This is a genomic window from Actinosynnema sp. NPDC023794 (assembly GCF_040639675.1).
Lineage (GTDB): Bacteria > Actinomycetota > Actinomycetes > Mycobacteriales > Pseudonocardiaceae > Actinosynnema > Actinosynnema luteola.
Genome location: NZ_JBFAFR010000022.1, coordinates 82,792 through 104,751, shown reverse-complemented (window position 1 = coordinate 104,751; position 21,960 = coordinate 82,792). Strand labels below are relative to the sequence as shown.

Sequence of the window (21,960 nt, the reverse complement as noted above, 5' to 3'; positions counted from 1 at the left end):
GTTTTCCCCACCCCCTGACCACAACCCTTAGTCGGCCCGCGCGGCTCTTATTCGCGCGGCGCGGTCCGCACCGGCGGATCGGGGTCGGCGCGGACCGCGAGGGCGGGTCGGGCGTGGTCAGCCCGGCGGGATGACGGATCCGATCCGGGACAGGGGCTCCCGGAACGCCGGGAACCGCTCGATCGCGTCCGCGAGCGCCATCTCGGGGTGCCGCGGCCCGCGCAGCACCGTGAACAGCAGCGGCAACGTCATCATCGAACGCCGCGGCGCCAGGAACGACGCCACCTCGAACGTGGCCCGCGCCACCGCCGGGTTCTCCGCGGACACCCGGTTCCAGCGGGCGATGAACCGCTGCTGCCCCTTGCCGCCGCGCACCTTCATGGTCGACTCGGCGCCGGGGAACAGGCTGTCGTTGAACGTCGCGGCCTGCCACGACCCGACCACCGACTTCGCCACCGCGGTCTGCACCCGGCGGGTGAACCCGTTGGCGAGACCACGCTTGAGCAGCTCGGCACGCAGCGCGAGCGCCTGGAACGCGGCCATCGACATGCCGGTGGCGTAGTTCGGGTTGAGGATCGTGGCCGCGTCGCCGACCACCAGGAACCCGTCCGGCACGGGCAGCTTCTCGAAGTGCCGCTGCCGGTTGACCAGGCCGCGGTAGGCGCGGATCTCGGTGAGCGGGCGCGCCGCCGCCATGAGCTCGGCCACCAGCGGGTCCTGCAGGCTCCGCGCGAACGCGAGGTAGCCCTCCTCGTCGGTGGGCGGCTGCGCGCCCTTCGTGCCGATCATCGAGACGATCCACTTGCCGTCCTCGTTCGGCAGCAGGCCCGCGCCGCGACCGGGGCGGCCGGTGCCCGAGTCGGCCTGCACGAGGATCGCCGGGAAGCCGTCGGCCAGCGCCGCCGGCGCCTCGTAGGTCCGCCCGGCGTAGGCGAACCCGGCGTCCTGGAGGTCCTCGGCGACCTTGGGCAGGCCCAAGGCCTCCAGCCACACCGGCGCGCGCGACCCGCGGCCGGTCGCGTCCACGACGACGTCCGCGGCCAGCGTGCGCTCGGCCCGGTCGGCGTCCTGGTCCGCGCGGCTCTCCAGCCTCACGCCGGTGACCCGCGCCGCGTCACCGACCAGGCCGATCGCCTTGGTCCCCTCGACCACGTCGATCGCCGGGTGGCTCAGCACGCGCCCGCGCACCACGTGGTCGAGCAGGTGGCGGCTGGCCGCGAGCACGTAGGCGCGCCCGTCGTACGGCCGCGACCAGCCGTGCATCGAGACGCCGAGGAACTCGTCGCCCATGCGCCTGCGGTGCGCGCCCGCCGCGTAGAGCAGGTCGCTGGTGCCGGGCAGCAGCTCGTCGAGCGCGTCGACCCCGCCGCCCATGAACATGTGGAAGTGGTGCCCCTGCGGCAACCCCTTGCGGGGTAGCGGCCCGTCGGGGAACCGGTCGCTCTCCACGACCGTCACCCGGTCCACGTGCTCGGCGAGCGCGGCGGCGGCGAGCATGCCGGCCATGCCGCCACCGAGCACGACTGCGTGCGTCATCACGGTCCTCCCGCGTCTGCCCGGCAGTTGGGCGCGGCTCAGGCCTGGGCGGCGGCGCGGCGCTGCGCTTCCGCCTCCAGCGCGGCGAACGTCTCGTGCATGTCGGCGCGCATGCCCTTGAGGAACAGCTTCTTGAACACCGGGACGAACGCGCCGCTGAGCTCCACCTCGCGGGTGACCTTGACCTTGCCCTCGCCCACCGGCTCGAAGATCGTGTTGATCAGCATCTTCCCCATCGGCATGGGCGACTCGGTCGAGTAGCTGCGGCCGTCCTCGATCGAGGTGATGGTGAAGTTGCCGCGGGGGCCGCCGCGGGGCTTGGTCCAGCCGGAGGCGCCGACCTCGAACCGGCCCTCGAAGCCCAGCTTCTCCACGTGCGGGTCCCAGTCCTGCCACGCCTTCAGGTCCGAGGCGACCTGCCAGAGGTACTCCGGCTCGGCCTCGATCGTCGCGGACTCGCTGAATGACAGCATCACACACCTCACCTTTGCGCGGTCGATTTCCGCATCAGTCAAACCGCGCCCGCGGGCACTGCACCAGAGGACACACCCCCTAACAGTCGTCGGGCCCCTTAACGACTAGGGGGCACCACCGACACTTAGGGGACCGCCGGCATGGCCCAATTCGACGCCGGACACTTCAATGAAATCGTCCCGGCCCGAGCCGACCCCCGTGGAGTGCGACCCATGACGACAGCGCCAGAGCGCCCGCGACTCGTCGACATGCGGGCGCGGGCGGAGGAGTTGGCGGCCGTGCGGGAAACCGCCGGGAGGGGCCCCTCGCCGCGCGCCTCGGAACAACAGCACGCGCGCGGGAAGCTCACCGTCCGGGAAAGGCTCGACCTGCTCCTCGACCCCGGCACGTTCCGCGAGGTCGAGCAGTTCCGCCGGCACCGCGCGACCGGTTTCGGCCTGGAGGACCGCCGTCCGCACACCGACGGCGTGGTCACCGGCTGGGGCGAGGTCGACGGGCGCACGGTGTTCGTCTACGCCCACGACTTCCGCATCTTCGGCGGCTCGCTGGGCGAGGCGCACGCGGAGAAGATCCACAAGGTGATGGACCTCGCCGAGGCCGCCGGCGCGCCGCTGGTGTGCCTGAGCGACGGGGCGGGCGCCCGCATCCAGGAAGGCGTCACCGCGCTGGCGGGCTACGGCGGCATCTTCAGCCGCAACGTGCGGGCGTCCGGGGTGATCCCCCAGATCAGCGTCATGCTCGGGCCGTGCGCGGGCGGTGCGACGTACTCGCCCGCCTTGACCGACTTCGTCTTCATGGTGCGCGGGATCTCGCAGATGTACATCACCGGGCCGGACGTGGTGGAGGCCGTCACCGGCGAGCGCATCACCCACGACGACCTGGGCGGCGCGGACGTGCACGGCACCACGTCCGGCGCCGCCGCGTTCACCTACGACGACGAGGCCGAGTGCCTGGCCGACGTCCGCCACCTGCTGTCGCTGCTGCCCTCCAACAACCGGGAGCTGCCGCCCGCGGCGCACACCGACGACCCGTCGGACCGGCGCAACGACGTGCTGCTCGACCTGGTGCCCGCGAGCCCCAACCTCGGCTACGACATGCGCGCGGTGATCGAGGAGATCGTCGACGACGGCGACTTCTTCGAGGTGCACGAGCGCTGGGCCCGCAACATCCTGTGCGGCCTGGCCCGGATGGGCGGCCAGGTCGTCGGCATCGTCGCCAACCAGCCCTCGGTGCTCGCCGGCGCGCTCGACATCAACGCCTCGGAGAAGGCGGCGCGGTTCGTGCAGACCTGCGACGCGTTCAGCATCCCGCTGGTGACGCTGGTCGACGTGCCGGGCTTCCTGCCGGGCCGCGAGCAGGAGCACGGCGGCATCATCCGGCACGGCGCCAAGCTGCTCTACGCCTACTGCAACGCCACCGTGCCGCGGGTGCAGGTGATCCTGCGCAAGGCCTACGGCGGCGCGTACATCGTGATGGACTCCCGGTCGATCGGTTGCGACCTGTCGTTCGCCTGGCCCACGAACGAGATCGCCGTGATGGGCGCGGAAGGCGCGGCGAACGTCGTGTTCCGCCGCGAGATCGCCGCCGCGCCGGACCCGGCGGCGGCGCGGGCCCAGCGGATCAAGCAGTACCAGGCCGAGCTGGTGCACCCCTACTACGCCGCCGAACGCGGACTGGTGGACGACGTGATCGACCCCGCGGCGACCCGGTCGACCATCATCGACGCGCTCACCGTGCTGCGGGCCAAACAGGCCAAGCTGCCGTCGCGCAAGCACGGCAACCAGCCGGTGTGAGCGGATGAGCGCACCCCTGCTGCGTGTCCTCAAGGGACAGCCGAGCGACGACGAGCTGGTCGCGGTCGTGCTGGCGCTGGTCGCCGCCACCTCCGACGACGCCGGACCGTCCCGTCCCCCGACCACGAGCCCCGGCTGGACCAGCGCGCCGGGCCACCGCGTGCCGGGCGCGTGGACGTCGCGCTGACCGCCGAACCCCCGACCGACGAAATGGACCGACCGTTGAGCGCACCGCCCGTTGCCGGCGCCTGGATCAGGCGTTTCCACCCCGCGCCGGACGCGCCCGTCCGCCTCGTGTGCTTCCCGCACGCCGGCGGCTCGGCGTCGTACTACTTCTCCACGTCACGCGCCCTCTCGCCCGACGTGGAAGTGCTCGCCGTGCAGTACCCCGGACGCCAGGACCGGCGGACCGAGGCGTGCGTCGACGACGTGCACCGCCTCGCCGACCTGGTCACCGAGGAGCTGGGCGCGTGGACCGACCGGCCGCTGCTGCTGTTCGGCCACAGCCTCGGCGCGTCCCTGGCCTTCGAGGTCGGCCGCCGGCTCGAGGAGTCCGGTGTGCGGCTGCTCGGCCTGTTCGCGTCGGGCAGGCGTGCGCCCAGCCGGTGGCGCGACGAGCACGTGCACCTGTTGGACGACGACCAGCTCGCGGTCAACCTGGCCCGGATGAGCGGCACCGACTCGACGGTGCTCGGCGACCCCGAGATGCTGCGCGCCGTGCTCCCCGCCGTGCGGGCGGACTACCGCGCCGCCGAGACCTACCGCGGCCGGCCGGGTGATCGGCTGGCCTGCCCGGTGCGCGCCCTGACCGGCGACGAGGACCCCGAGGTGACCCTCGACGAGGCCCGCGCGTGGGCCGAGCACACCATCGGGGGCTTCGACCTGGAGGTGTTCGCGGGCGGCCACTTCTACCTCAACGACCACGCGCCCGCCGTGCTGGCCTCGATCCGCCGGCACCTCGCGCGGCAGACCTGACGGGGTGCCCGCGACCACGCCGGGGCAGGCCGACACCACCGCGGCCCGCCCCGGCCCGACCACCGACACCACACCCGACCGGACAACCCACCGGCCCGGTACCTCGCACCGACCCGGACCCGGGGCGGCCCTACCCCGGCGGGATGTCGTGCCGCATCAGCACCGCGGGCAGCTCGCTCCGGCTGGTCACACCGAGCTTCCGGTAGACGCGGGTCAGGTGCTGCTCGACCGTGCTCACCGTGATGTAGAGCCGTCTCCCGATCTCGCGGTTGGTGTGCCCGAGCCCGGCCAGCTGCGCCACCCTGATCTCGGCGTCGCTGAGCACCGCGGCGGAGGACGCCGTCGCACCCCTGCCCGCGCGGCCACCGGCCTCGCCCTGCGGCCCGCTCGACTCGCCGCCGACGAGCGCCTGCGACTCCGCCGGCGCGGGCAGACCCGCCCGGCACTCCTTGGCCTCGTGCGCGGCACGGCGGGCGAACACCCGCGCCCGGTCCACGTCACCCAGCTCGTGGTGCGCCCGGCTCAGGTCCTGCAACGCGCGGGACAGCTCGAACCGGTCCCCCGCCTGCTCCAACGCGTCCACGGCCTGCGCGAGCAGCGCGGGCCGCTTCGCCACCTCACCGCACCCGGCGAGCACGCGCAGCGACAGCCCCGTCGTGCGGCGATCGGTGCTGCTCACCCGTTCGAGCTGGTGCCGGACCAGGTCGCGCGCGGTCAGCGGGTCGCCGAGCCGCAGGTGCGCCTCGGCCAGGTCCGTGCGCCACGGCAGCAGGGCCGGCACGTCGGCGCCCCGTTCCCGCGCCATCGCACCGCACTCCTGGAGGTCGCCGACGGCCGCCAGCACCCGGTCGTTGGCGAGGTGGTGCAGCCCTCGGGCGCGCAGGAACCACAGCCCGTGCGAGGTGCCCGCCATCGCGTCGGGCGTCGGCCGGCGCAACGTCGCCTCGGCCTCGTCGAGCCGCCCGGACGCCACCTGCGCGAGCGCGAGCGTCCCCAACGGCGAACCGACGCACACGCCCCAGTCGGCGGGCGGCATCAGCTCCAGCGCCGACTCCGCCGACGCCACCGCGTCCGCGAGGTCGCCCATCAGCAACGCGAGACGCGCCCGGACGTCGCTGAGGTACGCCTGCCACGCCGTGGCGCCGCGCCGCGCGGCCTCCTCCACGAGCCGATCGCACCACGCCGCGGCCTTCTCCGCCCGGTTGCCGTGCCCGAGCGCGATCAGCGCCGTGCCCATCGTCTCCAACGTCGCGTCGCCGAGCCGACTGCTGTGCAGGATGTGCTCGGCGGTCACCGTCAACGTCTCGGAGACGCCCTGCGTCCACACGTTGCCGAGCAGGCTCGCCGCCCTCGTCCACGGGTTGTCCGCGGCGCGCTGGTGCGCGGGCCCCAGGTCGCGCACCCGCTCCCGGTGCGCGCCGTGCACCCACAGGTAGACCAGCCGCGCCTCCACGACCAGCTGCGTGTCGACCTCGCGGTCCGCGCCCACCAACGAGTCCATTATCCCCAGCGCGAGCGTCGTGTCGCCGTGCCACAACGCCTCGCGGAGCGTGGCCAGGCCGTCCCGGTCGGTCAGCTCGCCCTCGGCCGCGGCGGTGCGCACCAGTTGGCGCGCCACCCCCGCTCGCGACGGGCGGACCCGCCACGACGCCCGCACCACGGCGACGGCCAGCGACACGCGCTGCCCCGGGTCCGTGCAGGTGTCGAGCGCCAGTTCGAGGTAGCGCACCGCGGTCTCCACGCGGTCGCCCGCCAACGCCACGTCCGCCGCCTCGCGCAGCACGTCCACCACCCAGTCCGCGTGCGGACCGGCCGCCTCCAGCAGGTGGTCGGCCACCTCGACCGCGGGCGCGCCGACCTGGCGCAGCAGTTCCGCGGCGTCGGCGTGCAACCGGGTGCGCCGCGCCCGGGGCAGGCTGTCGAGCAACGCCTTGGCCACCGAGGGGTGCCGCAGCGCGCAGCCCTCCACCAGACCGGCGGACACCAGCAGCTCCAACGCCCGCCGCACCTCCGGCAGCGGCAGCCCGACCAGCCGCGCGACGTCGTTGGCGCCGGCCTTGGCGCAGAGCACGGCGAGCCCGCAGGCCGTCTCCAGCAGCGGGGTGCCCCAGCGGTGCAGGGCCGCGACGACCTCCGGGCCGAGCAGGTCGGCCGCGTCGTCGCGCGACGCGGCGAGGTGCTCCTGGACCAGCACGGCGACCAGCAACGGGTTGCCCGCGCTCGACCGGTGCAGGTCCGGCGCGACGCGCTTGGCCTCGTCCTCCGGCAGGAACTGCGACGCGTGCCGCACGACGCCGCGCACGTCCAGCGGGCCGAGCCGCAGCCGGCGGTGGGGCTGCCGGAACAGCTCCGCGTGGAACCTCGGCAACGTCGACTCCGGCGACGCCCACTCGCTGACGACCAGCATGACGCGCGCCGAGCTCAGCCGGCGCCACAGGTACAGCAGGAGTTGCAGGGAGGTGCTGTCGACGAACTGCACGTCGTCGATGCCGATGACGACGGGTCGGTCGCGGGACAGCTCCAGCAGCGCGCCGCAGACCTCGCGCGCGGCCCGGACCAGGCCGGGCTCGGCGTACCGGCCGGCGCCGATGTCGTGGTCGCCGTCGTCCACCGTGGCCGCGACCGCGGTGAGCGGCCCGAGCAGGCGTTCGGCGACGTCACCCGGCAGTTCCGCCACGCGGAAGAGCTGTTCCATGACGGCGAGCTGGAGCTTGCTCTCCGCGGCCGAACCGACCGCCATCAGCGACACCGCGCCCGACTCCGACGCCTGGCGGGTGAACTCGTGCAGCAGGGACGTCTTGCCCGTGGCCAGACCTCCGCTGATCAGCGCGAGCTGCCCCCCGCCGACCGCGGTATTGGCGAGCAATGCGTTCAAGGTGCCCAGTGCGTCGTTGTGGTCGACGAATACCACCCAAGCGTTCCTTCCCCCAGTGGTGAAACCCCTAGCACCGTCGTCAGTGGACTCTCAGACCGCGATGCCGTGCCCGGCTACCCCTAGTGGCCAGGACTGGGGTTCAAGCGCCCGATCGGCCGATCGCACCAGGAAGGGATGTGCGACCGATCGCGCGGCCGACCCGCCACCACCGGCGACACAACCGGCCCGTACATGGTCAATCACCGTCCGTAGACGTCGACAGACCCAAGTGGACAGTAAGTGGACACATTATTGCGGAATCCGCCGCGGTGAACGGGGAGACGCACGAACCACCCCCTAATCCCCGCTGTGGCACTGACTCGGCCACCGTCGGCCAAATAGGATCGAGAATTGTCCCCAGGCGAATGGAGGGCGCGGTGGCGGACAGTCTCGCGGATGCGACGCCGGCCGACGCGGCGCGGTTCCGACACGCGCTGGCGGCGTTCCCCAGCGGGGTGACGATCGTGACGACCGGTGATCGTGACGGCCGGTGGTGGGGCTTCACGGCGACCTCTTTCTGCTCGTTGTCGATCGACCCGCCGCTCGTGCTCGTGTGCCTGGCCAAGACCGCGTCGTGCCACGAGGCGTTCCTGACCGCCCGGTCGTGGGTGGTCCACGTCGTCCCGGCGCACCGCAGCGACCTGGCCCGCCGGTTCGGCACCAGCGGCGTCGACAAGTTCGAGGGCGGCGACTTCGAACCCGACCCGCGCGGCAACCCCGTGTTCTCCGACGCGGCGGCGATCCTGCACTGCGACACGTTCGCCCGGCACGACGGCGGCGACCACACCATCCTCGTGGGCCGCGTCACGGGGACCCGGGCGAACGGCCACGCGCCGACCGTCTACTTCCACCGCGCGTTCCACGCCCTCGACCGGGAGGCTCCCACCGCGGCGGGCGGGGCCCGCGAGGAGCCGGTGGCCGCGAACGGACGGGGATGACCGAGGACGACGCCGCCGCCCGGGCCTGCACCCACTTCGAACACAGCCGGCCCCCGGCACACTCGTTGAGATCACTTCATGTGCGTTGCGCTACTCCGGCGAACGTTCACATGGCGCGATGCGACCGATCGTCATGTTAAGGGCCCACCGGGCCTCGGACTGTCGGGCGAACGACCGACAGTCCGCCTGTGGAGGTGCCGCGCGTGATCCCAGGCCGCGGGGTGGACGACCCGCCGTTCGGCGTGCGCGTCCCGCACGCCCGCGCAAGCGTCGCACGCCGTGGTGACGGCAGGTGTCAGGTGTTCGCCTGACAGCGGATCGGGCCCGGCGTTCGTAGTCTGCGAGCCGAGGTCGAGGGTCTCGTCTTCACCGGCGGGCGCGGACTGGGAGGAGTGTTCGGATGAGGGTGCGGAACCGATCAGTGGTGGTGGCCGTCATGGCCGCCGCGATGGCGTTCGGGGCGGTGACGCCGGCGCTCGCGCTGGGCCAGGTGTCGGGTGGTCACGGCGTGGTGTCGGAGGCCGGCGCCGACCTGGCGGAGAGCGACGACATGACGACCCAGGGCCGGAAGTGGGGCTTCCCGTGGTGGTGACGGCCACGACGGCCTGAGCCCTTGGGCGGCGTCCGGCGGTGGCGCCTCACTCGGTCGCCCGGGCGCTGCGCGCGTGGGCGTTCTCGCGCAGGCGGTCGAGGATGTCCGCCTCCGCGGACCGGTTGCCGATCTGCCGCACGAGGTCCAAGGCTTCGCCGTAGTACCGGTCGGCCTGCTCGTGCCGCCCCGCCCGCGCGTGCAGGGTGCCGATCTCCCGCAGCGTCTCGCTCTGCCAGCGCCGGTCGCCGTTCCGCTGGAAGAACGCCAGCGCCTGGTCGAGGTACCGCGCGGCTCGTCGCTCGTCGCCGAGCCGCGTGTGGACGCTGCCGAGGTTGGCCAGCGCCGCCGCCTCGCCCTCGCGGTTGCCGATCTCCCGGTACAGCTCCAACGCGTGTTCGAGGTACGTCCTCGCCGTGTCGGGGAAGCCGGTGCCGGCGTACATGTCACCGATGTTCAGCCGGGCGCGGGCCTCGATGTTCCGGTTGCCGACGGCGTGGGCCAGCCGCAGCGCCTGGTGGAGGTACCGGCTCGACGCCTCGTCGTCCCCCCGCAGTGATTCGCCGTTGCCGAGGGTCATGAGCACTTGCATCTCGCCGGTGGGGTCGTGGGCGCCCGCGCAGATGGCCAGCGCGCGTTCGCAGTGGTCGATCGCCTCGTCGTGCCGTCCCAGCTGGAACACGGTGGTCGCCAGGTCGTTGAGCACGGTCACGGTGAGCAGCGGGTTCGCGGAGTGGTCGAACAGCTCGAGAGCGCGTTCGAAGAGCCGCGCCGCGCGCGCGAGGTCGCCCAGGTACCACTGGGTGCGGCCGAGGTTGCGGGTGGCGCCTGCCTCGGCGAGGGGGTCGGCCGCGGCACGTGCGGAGGCGACGGCGTGGGTGTGCAGTGCCTCGGCTTCCCGGTGCCGTGCTTGTTGTTCGAGGTGGCGCCAGAGGATCGAGGACAGGTCGCAGGTGTGGGAATGACGGCCGTCCTGGGCGGCGGCGGACAGCAGGTTCGGGGTCTCCCGGTCGAGCCAGGCGCGGGCCGCCGCGACGTCGTGCCCGAACGGCAGGGGACCGCCGGGGTCCTCGGTGCGCGGTCTGCGATCCCGGTCGTGCGGGTCGAGCAGGTTCACCGCCTCCGCGGCGGCGTGGCGGTAGTGGTCGAAGAGCCGGGTGAGCGCCTCGTGCCGCGCCGTCGCGGGTTCCTCGTCCTCGGCGCACGCGCGGGCGTGTGCCCGGAGCAGGTCGTGGAACGTGTAGCGACCGGGGCCGGACTGCTGGAGCAGGTACTCGTCGGCGAGCTGGTCGAGCACGGCCTCGGCGACCTCGACGTCGAGACCCGCCAGCGCGGCGGTCGCGTGCGGGTCGATGTCGACACCCGGGTACAGCCCGAGCAGCCGGAACACGCGTCGCTGGTCCGGGGCCAGCGCCCGGTACGACAGCGCGAACGCGGTCGTCACCCCGTGGTCGGCGGCTGCCGCGAGCGCGGTGAGCCTGCGCTTCTCGCCGGCCATCCGCTCGGTGAGGGACCGGACCGTCCACCGCGGGCGACGCTGGAGGTGGGCCGAGACGATGCGGATCGCGAGCGGCAGGTGCCCGCACAGCCCGACCAGCTCCGCGACGGCCTCCGGTTCGTCGTCGACCCGCGCCGCGCCCAGGATGGCGACGACCAGGGCCAGCGCCTCCCGCTCCGGCAGCACGCCCAGCTCGACGGGCACGCTCCCGTCGAGGTTGGTCAACCTGCGGCGGCTGGTGACGAGCACCAGGCAACCGGGGCTGCCGGGGATCAGCGGTGCGACCTGCTTGGCGTCGGCGGCGTTGTCGAGGACCAGGAGCAGCCGCCGGTCCGCGACCTCCGTGCGCCACATCGCGACGCGCTCGTCGGCCGAGGGCGGTATCCGGTCACGGGGCACGCCCAGCGTGCTGAGCAGCACCGCCAGGGCGTCCTCGGGGCTGGTCGGGACCCGGTCGGGGGTGAAGCCGTTCAGGTCGACGAAGAGCTGACCGTCGGGGAACCGGTCCGCGAGCACGTGCGCGGCGTGCACGGCCAGCGCGGTCTTCCCCACGCCGGCCATGCCCTCGACCGTCGAGATCACCACCGTCCGAGCTCCCGCGCCCAGGGCGACCAGCCGTTCGAGCTCGGCGGGCCTGCCGGTGAAGTCCGGCACGTCGTACGGCAGCGTCCTGGGCACGGCGCGGCCACGCGTGGGCGGCGCCCCGGAGCCCTGGAGGCCCGGCGCCGGGCGCGGTGGGGCCAGCTCCGGGTCGTCCCGCAGGATGGCGGCCTCCAGGTCCCGCAGCTCGGCGGGCGGGTCGAGGCCGAGTTCGTCGGCGAGGTGCCGCTTGGCCCGGTGGTAGCCGGTCAACGCGTCGGCGGAGCGGCCGGCTCCGTGCAGGGCGCGCATCAACTGGCCGACGACCCGCATCCGCCCGGGGTGTTCGCCGACGACCTCGGTGAGCTCGCCGACGACCTCGCCGTGCCGGCCCAGGGCCAGGTCGAGCTCCAGCCGCTCCTCCAGCGCGAGGAGCCGTCGCTCGTCCAGTCCGGTCGCCATGTCGCGCACCAGCCGGCCGCGCAGGCCGGCCAGCACGGGCCCGCGCCACAGGTCCAGCGCCGCGCGCAGCACCGCGCTCGCCTGGTCGAGGTCACCCCGTTCGGCCCAGGTCCGGGCCTCGCGCACGCCGTCCTCGAACCGGCCCGCGTCCACGACGTGCCCGTCGGTGTCGAGCCGGTAGCCGGCGTCCTCGGTGACCACGACCCGGCCCGCCGCGTCGCCGAGCGCCTTGCGCAGCGCCCACACGCTGTTGCGGACCTGGTCCCGGGCCGACGACGGCGGATCGGTGTCCCACACCGCGTCCACCAGCCGTTCCAGCGGGACCACCCGGCCGCGGTGCAGCAGCAGGACACCCAGCAGCGTGCGCTGCCGCAGACCGCCCACTCGCACGGTCGTCCCGCCGTCGACGACCTCGAGCGGTCCGAGTAGGCGAAACTCCATCGCGTCCCCCCCAAGCCGCCGACCACAGGATAGTGGGCCGTTCATGATCATCCGATATCGATCGGAGAGGTCGACCGGACAAGCTCACCGCGAGTGCGTGTGACGGTGAGGGGGAGCGGTGACGACTGCGGTAATCGTCGACGACCACGCGGCGATCGTCGCGGGTGTCGGGCAGTGGTGCGCGCAGGCGGATCCACCGATCGAACTGCTCGACACGGGCGGCAACCTCGCCGGGGCGTGGACCGGCCCGGGCGCGGCGGCCGACGTCGTGATCCTCGACGTCGAGGCGCCCGGCAGCCAGGGGGCCACCGCGCTGCGGCGGCTCGTCGAGGTCGGCAGGCGGGTCGTCGTGTACGCGCAGCACACCGACCGGGGCGCCGCGGAGCGTTGCCTGTCCCTCGGGGTGCACGCGTACGTGCCCAAGTGCGAGGGCGCGGACCGCCTCGTGCCCGCGATCCGCGCGGCAGCGGCGGGCCGGACCTACCTGAGCCCGGCCATGCGCCGTGCGGCCCCGGCGGACTCCGCCGTTCGGCCGAAGCTCACGCCCCGTGAGCTGGAGGTGCTGCGCGCCTGGTTCGCCTCGCCGTCCAAGCAGCTCGTCGCCGCCAAGCTCTACCTCAGCGTGAAGACCGTGGACACCTACATCCAGCGGGTCCGGACGAAGTACGCGAACACGGGCCGCCACGCGCCCACCAAGAGCGACCTGGTGACCAGGGTGCTCGACGACGGCTTCATCTCCATCGAGGAACTCACCGCTTGAGGCGCACGCCCTCCCCCGGGACTCGATGTGTCGGGTAACGTCGAGGCGCAGGTCGGCGAGGTGTCGCACACTGTCCGAAGTGGACTGTGACGTCGCGCGGACAAGCCCCGGGACAGCCCTCGCCCGGCTCTACCGACACGTGCGGCGGGTAGGGTTCAATCGCATTCCACGGATCAGGCCATCGCGTCGGTAGTCGGAAGGCGGTCGCACGTGACGCTCCGGAGCGCCCAGTGGTACGCGGGAGATGATCGCAACGCCTACATCCACCGCGCCTGGATGCGGCGGGGCGTGCCGGACGACGCGTTCGACCGCCCGCAGATCGCCATCGCCAACACCGCCTCGGACCTGACGCCGTGCAACACGCACCTCACCGAGGTCGCCGCGTCAGTGCGCAACGGCGTCCACGAAGCCGGCGGCATCCCGCTCGAACTGCCCGTCGTGTCGCTGGGCGAGACGCAGGTCCGCCCCACCGCGATGCTGTGGCGCAACATGGCCGCGATGGCCACCGAGGAGATGCTGCGGGCCAACCCGATCGACGGCGTGGTGCTGCTCGGCGGCTGCGACAAGACCATCCCGTCGCTGCTCATGGCCGCCGCCTCGGTCGACCTGCCGGCCGTGGTCGTGCCCGGGGGCCCGATGCTGACCGGCACGTTCCGCGGCGTCCCGCTCGGGTGCGGCACCGACGTCTGGCGGCTGTCGGAGGAGGTCCGGGCGGGCTCGCTGTCGAACGAGCAGTTCATCCGGTCGGAGTCGGCGATGATCCGCAGCCGGGGCCACTGCAACACCATGGGCACCGCCTCCACCATGGCGCTGGTCGCCGAGGCCCTGGGCGCCGTCGTCCCCGGCGTGGCGGGCACCCCGGCCCCGGACAGCCGACTGCTGGAGGCCGCCCACCACACCGGCCGGCTGGCCGTGGAGCTGGTCTCCGCCGACCGGCGGCCCAGCACCTTGCTCACCAAGGCGTCCTTCCACAACGCCATCGTCGCCCTGGCCGCGATCGGCGGCTCGACCAACGCCGTGGTCCACCTGCTGGCGATCGCCGGCCGCCTCGGGGTCGACCTGGCGCTGGACGACTTCGACCGCATCGGCTCCGACGTGCCGGTGCTGGTCGACCTGCTGCCCGCGGGCCGGTTCCTCATGGACGACTTCCACCGCGCCGGCGGCCTGCTCGCCGTGCTGCGCGAGGTCCGCGACCTGCTCGACCCCGACGGGCTCACCGTCACCGGCCGGCCCCTGGTGGACTACCTCGACGACGCGCCGATCTGGGACCCCGAGGTCATCCGCACCCGGGCGACACCGCTGGTCGAGCACGGCGGCATCGCCGTGCTGCGCGGCAACCTCGCCCCGCGCGGCGCGCTGATCAAGCCCGCCGCCGCCTCACCCCACCTGCTCCGGCACCGGGGCCGGGCCGTCGTGTTCGACTCCGTCGAGGACTTCCACGCCCGCGTCGACGACCCCGACCTGGACGTCGACGCCGACTCCGTCCTCGTGCTGCGCGGCTGCGGCCCCAAGGGCTACCCCGGCATGCCGGAGGTCTCCAACATGCCGCTGCCCAAGAAGCTGCTGGAGCAGGGCGTGCGCGACATGGTCCGCGTCTGCGACGGCCGCATGTCCGGCACGGCCTACGGCACCGTCGTCCTCCACGTCGCCCCCGAGGCCGCCGCCGGCGGACCCCTCGCCCTCGTGCGCACCGGCGACGTGATCAGCCTGGACGTCGAAGCCCGCCGCGTCGACGTCGAGGTGCCCGACGAGGAACTCGCCGCCCGCACGCCGAACGCGGCGACCGTCGCCGGGTTCGCCAACCCCCGCCGCGGCTGGGAACGGCTCTACGTCGACCACGTCCTGCAAGCCGACACCGGCGCGGACCTCGACTTCCTCCTCGGCTCCAGCGGCTCGGAGGTCAGCCGCGAGTCGCACTGAGCGCGACGTGCCCTGGCTCGGTCGGTCTCGTGCTTCGCGGAGACGATCGAGTCGACTTGTCATGATCGGCGGCGGTTTCGCGATAGAACCACCGAACCGCCCGTCGTGCGTTCCCGAGGAGACATCGTGCGCTTGCCGAACATCGCCGCAGCAGCGGCATTCGTGGTCCTCGCCGGGGTGGTGACGACACCGGCGGCGCAGGCCGCGGCAACCACGCTCTACGTGAACGACGTCGCGACGTGCAGCGACACCGGCGACGGCAGCGCGGCCACGCCGTTCTGCACGGTGCAGGCGGCGGCCGACGTGGTCGAACCCGGCCAGGTCGTCAAGATCACCGGCACGCAGGACGAGAGCGTGACGATCACCCGGTCCGGGACCGCCGACGCGCCGATCGTGTTCGAGGGCGGGGCCGTGCGGCGCCCGGCGGGCGGCGCCGCGCCGACGGTCACCGTGCGCGGCGCGCACGACGTGACGCTGCGCGGCATGACGATCCACGGCGCCACGGTCGTCAACGCCGTCCTGATCGACGGCGCCAGCCGGGTCACTCTCGACCGCGACTCGCTGCGCCCGGACGCGGACCCCTACGGCGGCGCGCACGCGGTGCGGGTCACCGGCGGGTCCACGGCGGTCACGGTCAGCCGCACGGACTTCGGCACGCGCGGCCGGGCCGTGCACGCCGACGGCGGCGCCGGCGTCACCGTCACCGGGAACACGATCACCGAGCTCGGCAACTTCGGGGTGATCGCCGAGAACGTCGACGCCGTCGCCGTCACCGGCAACACCTTCCGCGACTCGTGCCACCGCGCGATCGTGATCACCGGCGCGACCACGGGCTCCTCGATCCAGAACAACATCATCTCCGAGGTGCTGTCCGCCACGGTCAGCAGCTACTGCCCGCGGCTGCCGGTGAACACGATCGAGGTCGACAGCGCGGCGGCGCCGGGGGTCACGCTCGACTACAACATCGCGTACCTGTGGGTCAACGTGTACCGGTGGGCGGGCGTCGTCTACCAGGACCCCGCCGAGCTGCACGCCGCCACCGGGCAGGGCGCCCACGACCTGAAGACGGACCCGGACGAGGGCGCCCCGGACGTCGACTCCGGCAACGCGGACGCGCCGGGCGCGCTCGACCAGGCCCTCAACGGCTCCAGGGTGGACAACCCGCAGGTGCCCGACACGGGGGCGGGTGCGGTCACCTACTTCGACCGCGGCGCGCACGAGCGCCAGGACCGGTTCGCCGGCGGGCACACCGCGGTGTCCGCGTCGCAGGCGCCGGTCGGCGGCACGGTCACCGTCAGCAGCACGCTCCGCTCCGACTGGGGATCGCCCATCACCTGCGCCGTCGACTTCGGGGACGGCACGACGACGTCCGTGTCGCCGTGCTCCGCGTCCCACTCCTACAGCGCGACCGGCAACTACACCGTCAAGGTGACCGCGACCAGCGAGTCGCGGTTGACCACCAGCGGTTCCTGGTCGCTCAAGGTCGTGCCGGCCGGCGGGACGCTCAACCCCAGGCTGACCACGACCGCGCGGGGTGGCATGACGACGTCGTTCAGCGTCGACTCCGGCGGCGATTCGTGGAACATCGCCCGCACCACGTTCGACTTCGGCGACGGCGACACCGAAACCGTCTCCGGCGGCGTCGCCGGGCACAGCTACGACCGCCCTGGCACCTACCAGGTCCGGGCCACCGTCACCAACGCCGTCGGCGCCACCGCGACGACGTCGACCAGCGTCACCACGCTCGGCTCGGGTTACGTCAAGCACGGACCGACCCGGTTCCTGGACACCAGGGCCGGTGTCGGCGCCCCCACTCAGAAGGTGGCGCCGTACAGCTCCGTGCGGCTCGCGATCGCCGGCCGCCACGGGATCCCGGCGGACGTGACGGCGGTGGCCGTGAACCTCACCGTCACCAACGCCGCGGCCGACGGGCACCTCACGGTCCACCCCTCCGGACAGGCGAGGCCCACGACGTCCGTCGTGGACTTCCGGGCGGGCGTGACCGTGCCCGGACTGACGACCGTCGCGGTCGGCGGCGGCCACGTCGACCTGTACAACGGCAGCCCGGGCGCCGTCGACCTGATCGCCGACGTCTCCGGCTACTTCACCAAGGCCACGACGGCCGAGGGCTTCACCCCCGTCCGCCCGAGCCGCCTGCTCGACACGCGCACCGGCATCGGGATGCCGTCACCCCGGCCGATCGCCGCCGGCGAGGCGTTCAGCCACCAGATCGCCCGCCTGTACGGCGATGTGCCCGACTACGCGACCGCGGCACTGCTCAACATCACGGTGGTCGACCCGCGCGCGTCGGGTCACCTGACGGCCTTCCCCACCGGCACGACCAACCCGCAGACCTCCAACCTCAACTACGCGGCAGGGCAGACCGCCACGAACTCCGTGGTCATCCCCATCGGCGCCGACGGCCACGTCACCTTCTACCCGAACGCGACCACGGACCTCGTCGTCGACGTCGTCGGCTACTTCTCCTCGGGGGGCAGGAGCTTCCTCCTGCCCGTGCCACCGCGCCGCGCGGTCGACACCCGCACCGGCATCAGCGGTCGCGCCGGCGCGCTGCCGGGAAGGTCGACCACCGAGTACACCTTCGACCACGCCGCTCCGTCGTTCACCTTCCTCCCCAGCGCGGTGATGTTCAACGCGAAGGTCGTCAACCCCCGGCGCGGTGGCTACCTCACCGCCTACTTCCCGGGCGCGATCCCCACGCCACCGGCCGCCGCCACCCTGAACTTCACCTCTGGCGTCGTGACCAACAACCTCACCGTCACCGAGCACACGAGGGCGGCGTTCCACAACGGGAGCGACGGCGACCTCGACCTCGTGGTCGACGTGACCGGCTACTTCTACCAGCACTGACGCCCGGCACGAACCAGGCCCACCGGCCGTGACGACCACCGTGCCGCCCCTCGATCCCACCGGGGCGGCACGGTGGTCGTCGCTCGTCGTGGCACCGGGACTCGGCGCCGGCGCAGGCGGGATCAAGGTCGTCGACGAAATGCCGAAAGACCCGCTCCCCTGCCGGGCAATCGATTCCCGGACGACCGTGATCGACCCCGAGTTTTGCGGACGAGCCGATGGCCGCCGCACTCGGGAACGATTCGGCCTCGAACCCCCATTTTTGCGGGTAACAAACGCGAGGTAGTGGCCGACTAGGGGATGGATGATCCCGGAGCTGTCGTCGCCGGAGGTGGCGGCGTCGTTCGCGACGGGATTGAGAACCGAGTGTTCATCGCACTGGTCGGCGCACGACGTCAGGTACCCGATCGGGATGGAGTGGTGTCGGCAAGGGGGTACGGTCATCGTGATGCGGAGACGAGCAGTGGTCCACGCGCGTTCGGGGACCGGGTGTCGCGGTTCGGTGGGTGAGTGGTCGTGCGGATTGACTTCCGGTCATCTCCAGGGCACGAGGAGGAAGTGATTCATCGGTGACGAATCCTTTCGCCCGGGGTGAGCGCTCGATCGCGTCGCAGCGGATCCAAAGCAGCATCGTCTCGTCCGGTGACAATGCGCAGAACTACCACATCACGCTCCCGGACAACGTCCCGTCGCCCCGCGATGTCGAGCCGAACGGGTTGTGGAACGTGCCGCGCCGCCCGTCGGACGTGTTCGTCGGACGTGGCCAGTCGTTCGGTGAGCTGGGCCTGGCGATGGCCTCGGGCAACGGGGTCATCGGGCAGAGCGTCGCCGGGATGGGCGGCGTCGGCAAGAGCGAGCTGGCGCTGCAGTACGCGTTCCACAAGCGGAACCTGTACTCGTGCGTCTGGTGGATCACCGCCGACACGCCGGGGAACATCACGTCGGCGCTCGCCGCGATGGCGTCGAGACTGGCCCCCGTGCTCGGCAGCACGCCCTTGGAGTTCAGGGCCGACTGGGCGTTGAACTGGTTGCAGGCGCACGACGACTGGCTGCTGATCCTCGACAACGTCGAGAACCCCGACGACATCAACAAACTCCTCGTCACCGCGGACCGCAGTCACGTCCTCGTCACCACACGCCGAGATCTGGACTGGACGAAACGCGGGCTCCGCCCGGTGCGCCTGGGAGTGCTCGGCCGCACTTCCGCGATAAAGCTGCTGTGCGAGCGGTCCCAGCAGTCCGACGAACGTGCGGCGGCCTCGGTCGCCGAGGCGCTCGGGTTCCTGCCACTGGCGTTGGAGCAGGCCGGCGCTTACATCCGGTACCACCACGTCACCATCGCCGACTACGCTTCCCTGCTCGCCGCGCAGCCCTATGAGGTCCTGGCCGAGACCAGCCCGGAAATCAGCCAGGAACAAGCCGTCACCCGGACCTGGGACATCACGCTCCGCGCCCTGCGCGACGGGCCGGTCCCGAAAGCCCTCGACGTGCTGAACGTGCTCGCCTGGCTCGGGCCGGACGACATTCCGCGAAGCCTGGTCACGAACCTCCTGGCCGGCGACGAACTCGCGGCGAACCGGGTCCTCGGGCACCTCGCCTCGTACAGCATGATCACCCTGACCGCCCACTCCGTCAGCATCCACCGACTCGTCCAGACGATCTTGCGCGTGGGACAGCAGGACGTCCCGCTCACGGATTCGGGGCTCGCGCCCGCGGCGACCGAGGCGATCGACCTGCTCGAGCGCCAGATACCGGAGGACCCGAGCACGAACGTGGACGGCTGGCCGCTCTGGTGGCGCCTCCTGCCCCACGTGAACGCGCTGGCCGACGAGATCGGCGGTGACAACCGGGACGCGCCCCTGCGGACGTTGTTCAACCAGGCGGGGCTGTTCGCCGCGGCGCAGGGGATGTACACGGCGACCGAGCGCTTCGCGACGCTGGCCATGCGCATCGGTGAGGCCGGCTTGGCCCCCGACGACCCCGAGATGGCGACGTTGCTCGGCAACCTCGGCGCGGCCTACAGCTCCCTGGGTCGGGCCGAGGAGAGCGTCGGGCTGGAGGAACGAGCGCTCGCCATCACGACCGAGCGCCTCGGACCGAACCACGTCGACGTCGTGACCAGGCTGAACAACCTCGCCACCAGCTACAGCCACCTCGGCCGCATCCCGGAGGCGGTGCCGCTGGCCGAACGCGCGCTGCGGATCGCGCAGGCCGGGCTCGACCCGACCGACCCGTTCCTCGCCGGGTGCAAGGCGAGCCTCGCGGGCTTCTACCGGGAACTCGGCCAGACTCGCGAGGCCGTGCCGCTGCTCGAAGAGGCGTTGGCCATCGAGGAGAGCGCGTACGGCCCCGACCACATCGTCGTGGCGTACCGGATGTGCGGCCTGTCGTCGGGCTACCGGGAACTGGGCCGGATCAACGAGGCGCTGGCGCTGGCCCAGCGGGCCCACGAGATCAGCGAGGAGCGGCTGCGGCCGAAGCACCCGGATCTCGCGTTCTTCCTCTCCGAGCTCGGTTCGGTGTACGGGGAGATGGGCGAGTACGAGAAGGAGCTCGAACTCGAGGAACAGGCGTTGGAGATCACCCGGGAGGCGGTCGGGGAAGACCACCCCGACATGGCCTTCCGGCTCGGCGAGATCGCCAACACCTACCGCCTGCTCGACCGCGCCGACGAAGCCGCCCGGCTGGACCGGCAGGCGCTGGACCTGCTGGAGGCCCGACGCGGACCGGACCACCCGGACGTCGCGGCGCTGCTGTCCAACCTGGCGCAGAGCTACCTGCAGCTCGGCCTCGCGGCCGAGGCGGTGCCGCTGCTCCAGCGGGCGCTCGTCATCACCCAGACCCACTTCGGTCGCGACCACCGGGACGTCGCGCACCGGTTGCGCGGCCTGGCTTCCGGCTACCAGAAGCTCGGCCGGGCGGACGAGGCGGTGCCCCTGCTCAACCGGGCGGTGTCGATCATGCGGCACACCTACGGGGAACGCCACCTCGGGCTGGCCCGGGTCCTGTCCGAACTGGCCGACGCGCACGCGGACCTGGCCAGGCTGGACGACGCGGTCAGCACGCGCTGGCAGGCGTTGGAGATCACGCAGAACGTGTTGCACGCCTACCACCCCGACGTGGCCCTGCAGCTGCGCGAGATCGCCACGACCTACGGCAGGCTCGGCCGCCCGCACGACGCGCTCCCGCTGCTGCGGCGTGCGCTGGAGATCGTCGAGTTCGAACACGGTCGGGACGATCCGGTGACCCTGCTGTGGCTGGAGGCGGTCGCCGACGCCTATCAGGACGTCGGGCGGTTCGACCTGGCCGCGAAGTTCTACCGGCGCGCGGTGGACGTCAACATCGCCGAGCACGGCGAGGACAGAGCTGCCGCCTACTACCTCACCGGCCTGGGCCACGCCTGCTACCAGCTCGGCCGCTACGAGGACGCCGCGGCGGCGGAGACCCGCTCGCTGGAGATCACCAGGCGCCTGCTCACCGACCACCCGACAACCGAGCTCGACCAGCGGATCCTGCTGCTCCGGCTGGACAACCTCGTGGCGACCCACCGGGCGCTCAGCCGGTACGACGAGGCGCTGCCCTTGGCACTGCACGCCTTGGCGGTGGCCGAGGCGATGCACGGCAGCCGCAGCCCCGAACTGGTCTCGCGCCTGGAGGAACTCGCGACCACCCAGCGCAACGTGGCCGAGTACGCCGCGGCCGAGGCGACGGGACGGCGGGCGCTGGAGATCGCGGAGGCCGAGTTCGGCGAGGACCACGTCGACCTCTTGAGCCCGCTGCGCGAGCTCGCCTTCACCTACCGGGAGCTCGGGGACTACCGGAGGAGCATCCCGTTGGCCAGGCGGGTCCTGCGCATCACCGAGGCGGAGTTCGGGCCGGTGTCGCTCGAAGTCGCCAACGAGCTCAACGTGCTCGGCCACCTGCACTTCCTGGACGACGACCCAGGAGCGTCCATCCCGCTCGAGACCCGTGCGCTGGAGATCAGCGAGAGGCTGCTCGGCTCCGACCACGTGGACCTGCTCCTGCCGCTGTTCAACCTCGCCGCCAGTTGTCGTGCGCGCGGGCGTGAGCCGGACGCGACCGCGCTGGCCGAACGTGCGCTGACGATCGCGCAGAAGAACCTGGACCCGGACCACGAGACGATCCGCGAACTGCGCGACTTCCTCGGTCCGCCCGACTCGGCGCCATCCGGGTGGGGCCCATGACCCGC

At 72.6% G+C, this 21,960-nt stretch carries 13 protein-coding genes; 9 read left to right on the top strand and 4 right to left on the bottom strand.

The genetic code is table 11. The features are described from left to right. Positions 1 to 117: 117 nt before the first annotated feature. The gene (locus AB0H12_RS32705) at positions 118 to 1,536 is read right to left on the bottom strand and encodes an NAD(P)/FAD-dependent oxidoreductase (RefSeq protein WP_499628250.1); all 1,419 of its coding nucleotides are present in this window, start codon (positions 1,534 to 1,536) and stop codon (positions 118 to 120) included. 38 nt (positions 1,537 to 1,574) lie between these two features. Next, complete coding sequence (locus AB0H12_RS32700) at positions 1,575 to 2,009, bottom strand: SRPBCC family protein (RefSeq protein WP_499628257.1); 435 nt, start codon at positions 2,007 to 2,009, stop codon at positions 1,575 to 1,577. Between the two features lie 249 nt (positions 2,010 to 2,258). Here AB0H12_RS32700 and AB0H12_RS32695 point away from each other — a divergent pair, with 249 nt between their 5' ends. Genes AB0H12_RS32695 through AB0H12_RS32685 form a run of 3 tightly spaced genes read left to right on the top strand, consistent with a single transcriptional unit; the run spans position 2,259 to position 4,778 of the window. Then, a complete protein-coding gene (locus AB0H12_RS32695) occupies positions 2,259 to 3,803 on the top strand; it encodes an acyl-CoA carboxylase subunit beta (protein ID WP_499628255.1) in 1,545 nt (514 codons plus the stop codon). A 4-nt stretch (positions 3,804 to 3,807) separates the two neighbouring features. Then, complete coding sequence (locus tag AB0H12_RS32690) at positions 3,808 to 3,990, top strand: acyl-CoA carboxylase epsilon subunit (RefSeq protein WP_499628249.1); 183 nt, start codon at positions 3,808 to 3,810, stop codon at positions 3,988 to 3,990. Between the two features lie 23 nt (positions 3,991 to 4,013). Beyond that, positions 4,014 to 4,778 carry a thioesterase II family protein gene (locus tag AB0H12_RS32685; RefSeq protein ID WP_499628248.1) on the top strand — a complete coding sequence of 255 codons (765 nt, stop codon included), beginning with the start codon at positions 4,014 to 4,016 and terminating at the stop codon, positions 4,776 to 4,778. A gap of 130 nt (positions 4,779 to 4,908) precedes the next feature. Here the strand turns inward: AB0H12_RS32685 and AB0H12_RS32680 are convergent, their stop codons facing one another. Next, entirely contained in the window at positions 4,909 to 7,689 is a 2,781-nt protein-coding gene (locus AB0H12_RS32680) for a helix-turn-helix transcriptional regulator (RefSeq protein ID WP_499628247.1), read from the bottom strand. 380 nt (positions 7,690 to 8,069) lie between these two features. Here AB0H12_RS32680 and AB0H12_RS32675 point away from each other — a divergent pair, with 380 nt between their 5' ends. Together AB0H12_RS32675 and AB0H12_RS32670 are read left to right on the top strand one after the other, a co-directional pair. Beyond that, positions 8,070 to 8,630, top strand: coding sequence for a flavin reductase family protein (locus AB0H12_RS32675; protein ID WP_499628246.1), 561 nt, complete (start codon positions 8,070 to 8,072; stop codon positions 8,628 to 8,630). A gap of 400 nt (positions 8,631 to 9,030) precedes the next feature. Further along, entirely contained in the window at positions 9,031 to 9,222 is a 192-nt protein-coding gene (locus AB0H12_RS32670) for a hypothetical protein (RefSeq protein ID WP_499628245.1), read from the top strand. 46 nt (positions 9,223 to 9,268) lie between these two features. Here AB0H12_RS32670 and AB0H12_RS32665 read toward each other — a convergent pair whose 3' ends face one another. Further along, positions 9,269 to 12,199, bottom strand: coding sequence for an AfsR/SARP family transcriptional regulator (locus AB0H12_RS32665; RefSeq protein WP_499628244.1), 2,931 nt, complete (start codon positions 12,197 to 12,199; stop codon positions 9,269 to 9,271). Positions 12,200 to 12,317: 118 nt separating this feature from the next. On the opposite strand from AB0H12_RS32665, the gene AB0H12_RS32660 reads away from it, so the two are divergent. The 4 genes from AB0H12_RS32660 to AB0H12_RS32645 all read left to right on the top strand — a co-directional run bounded on the left by AB0H12_RS32660 (position 12,318) and on the right by AB0H12_RS32645 (position 21,955). Beyond that, positions 12,318 to 12,959: a response regulator transcription factor gene (locus AB0H12_RS32660; protein WP_499628243.1), complete on the top strand. Its 642-nt coding sequence runs from the start codon at positions 12,318 to 12,320 to the stop codon at positions 12,957 to 12,959. A 210-nt stretch (positions 12,960 to 13,169) separates the two neighbouring features. Beyond that, positions 13,170 to 14,879, top strand: a complete 1,710-nt coding sequence (locus AB0H12_RS32655) for an IlvD/Edd family dehydratase (protein WP_499628242.1) — start codon at positions 13,170 to 13,172, stop codon at positions 14,877 to 14,879. 126 nt (positions 14,880 to 15,005) lie between these two features. Continuing rightward, entirely contained in the window at positions 15,006 to 17,750 is a 2,745-nt protein-coding gene (locus AB0H12_RS32650; protein ID WP_499628241.1) for a PKD domain-containing protein, read from the top strand. Between the two features lie 569 nt (positions 17,751 to 18,319). Further along, a complete protein-coding gene (locus AB0H12_RS32645; RefSeq protein ID WP_499628240.1) occupies positions 18,320 to 21,955 on the top strand; it encodes a tetratricopeptide repeat protein in 3,636 nt (1,211 codons plus the stop codon). The last annotated feature ends 5 nt before the right edge of the window (positions 21,956 to 21,960 follow it).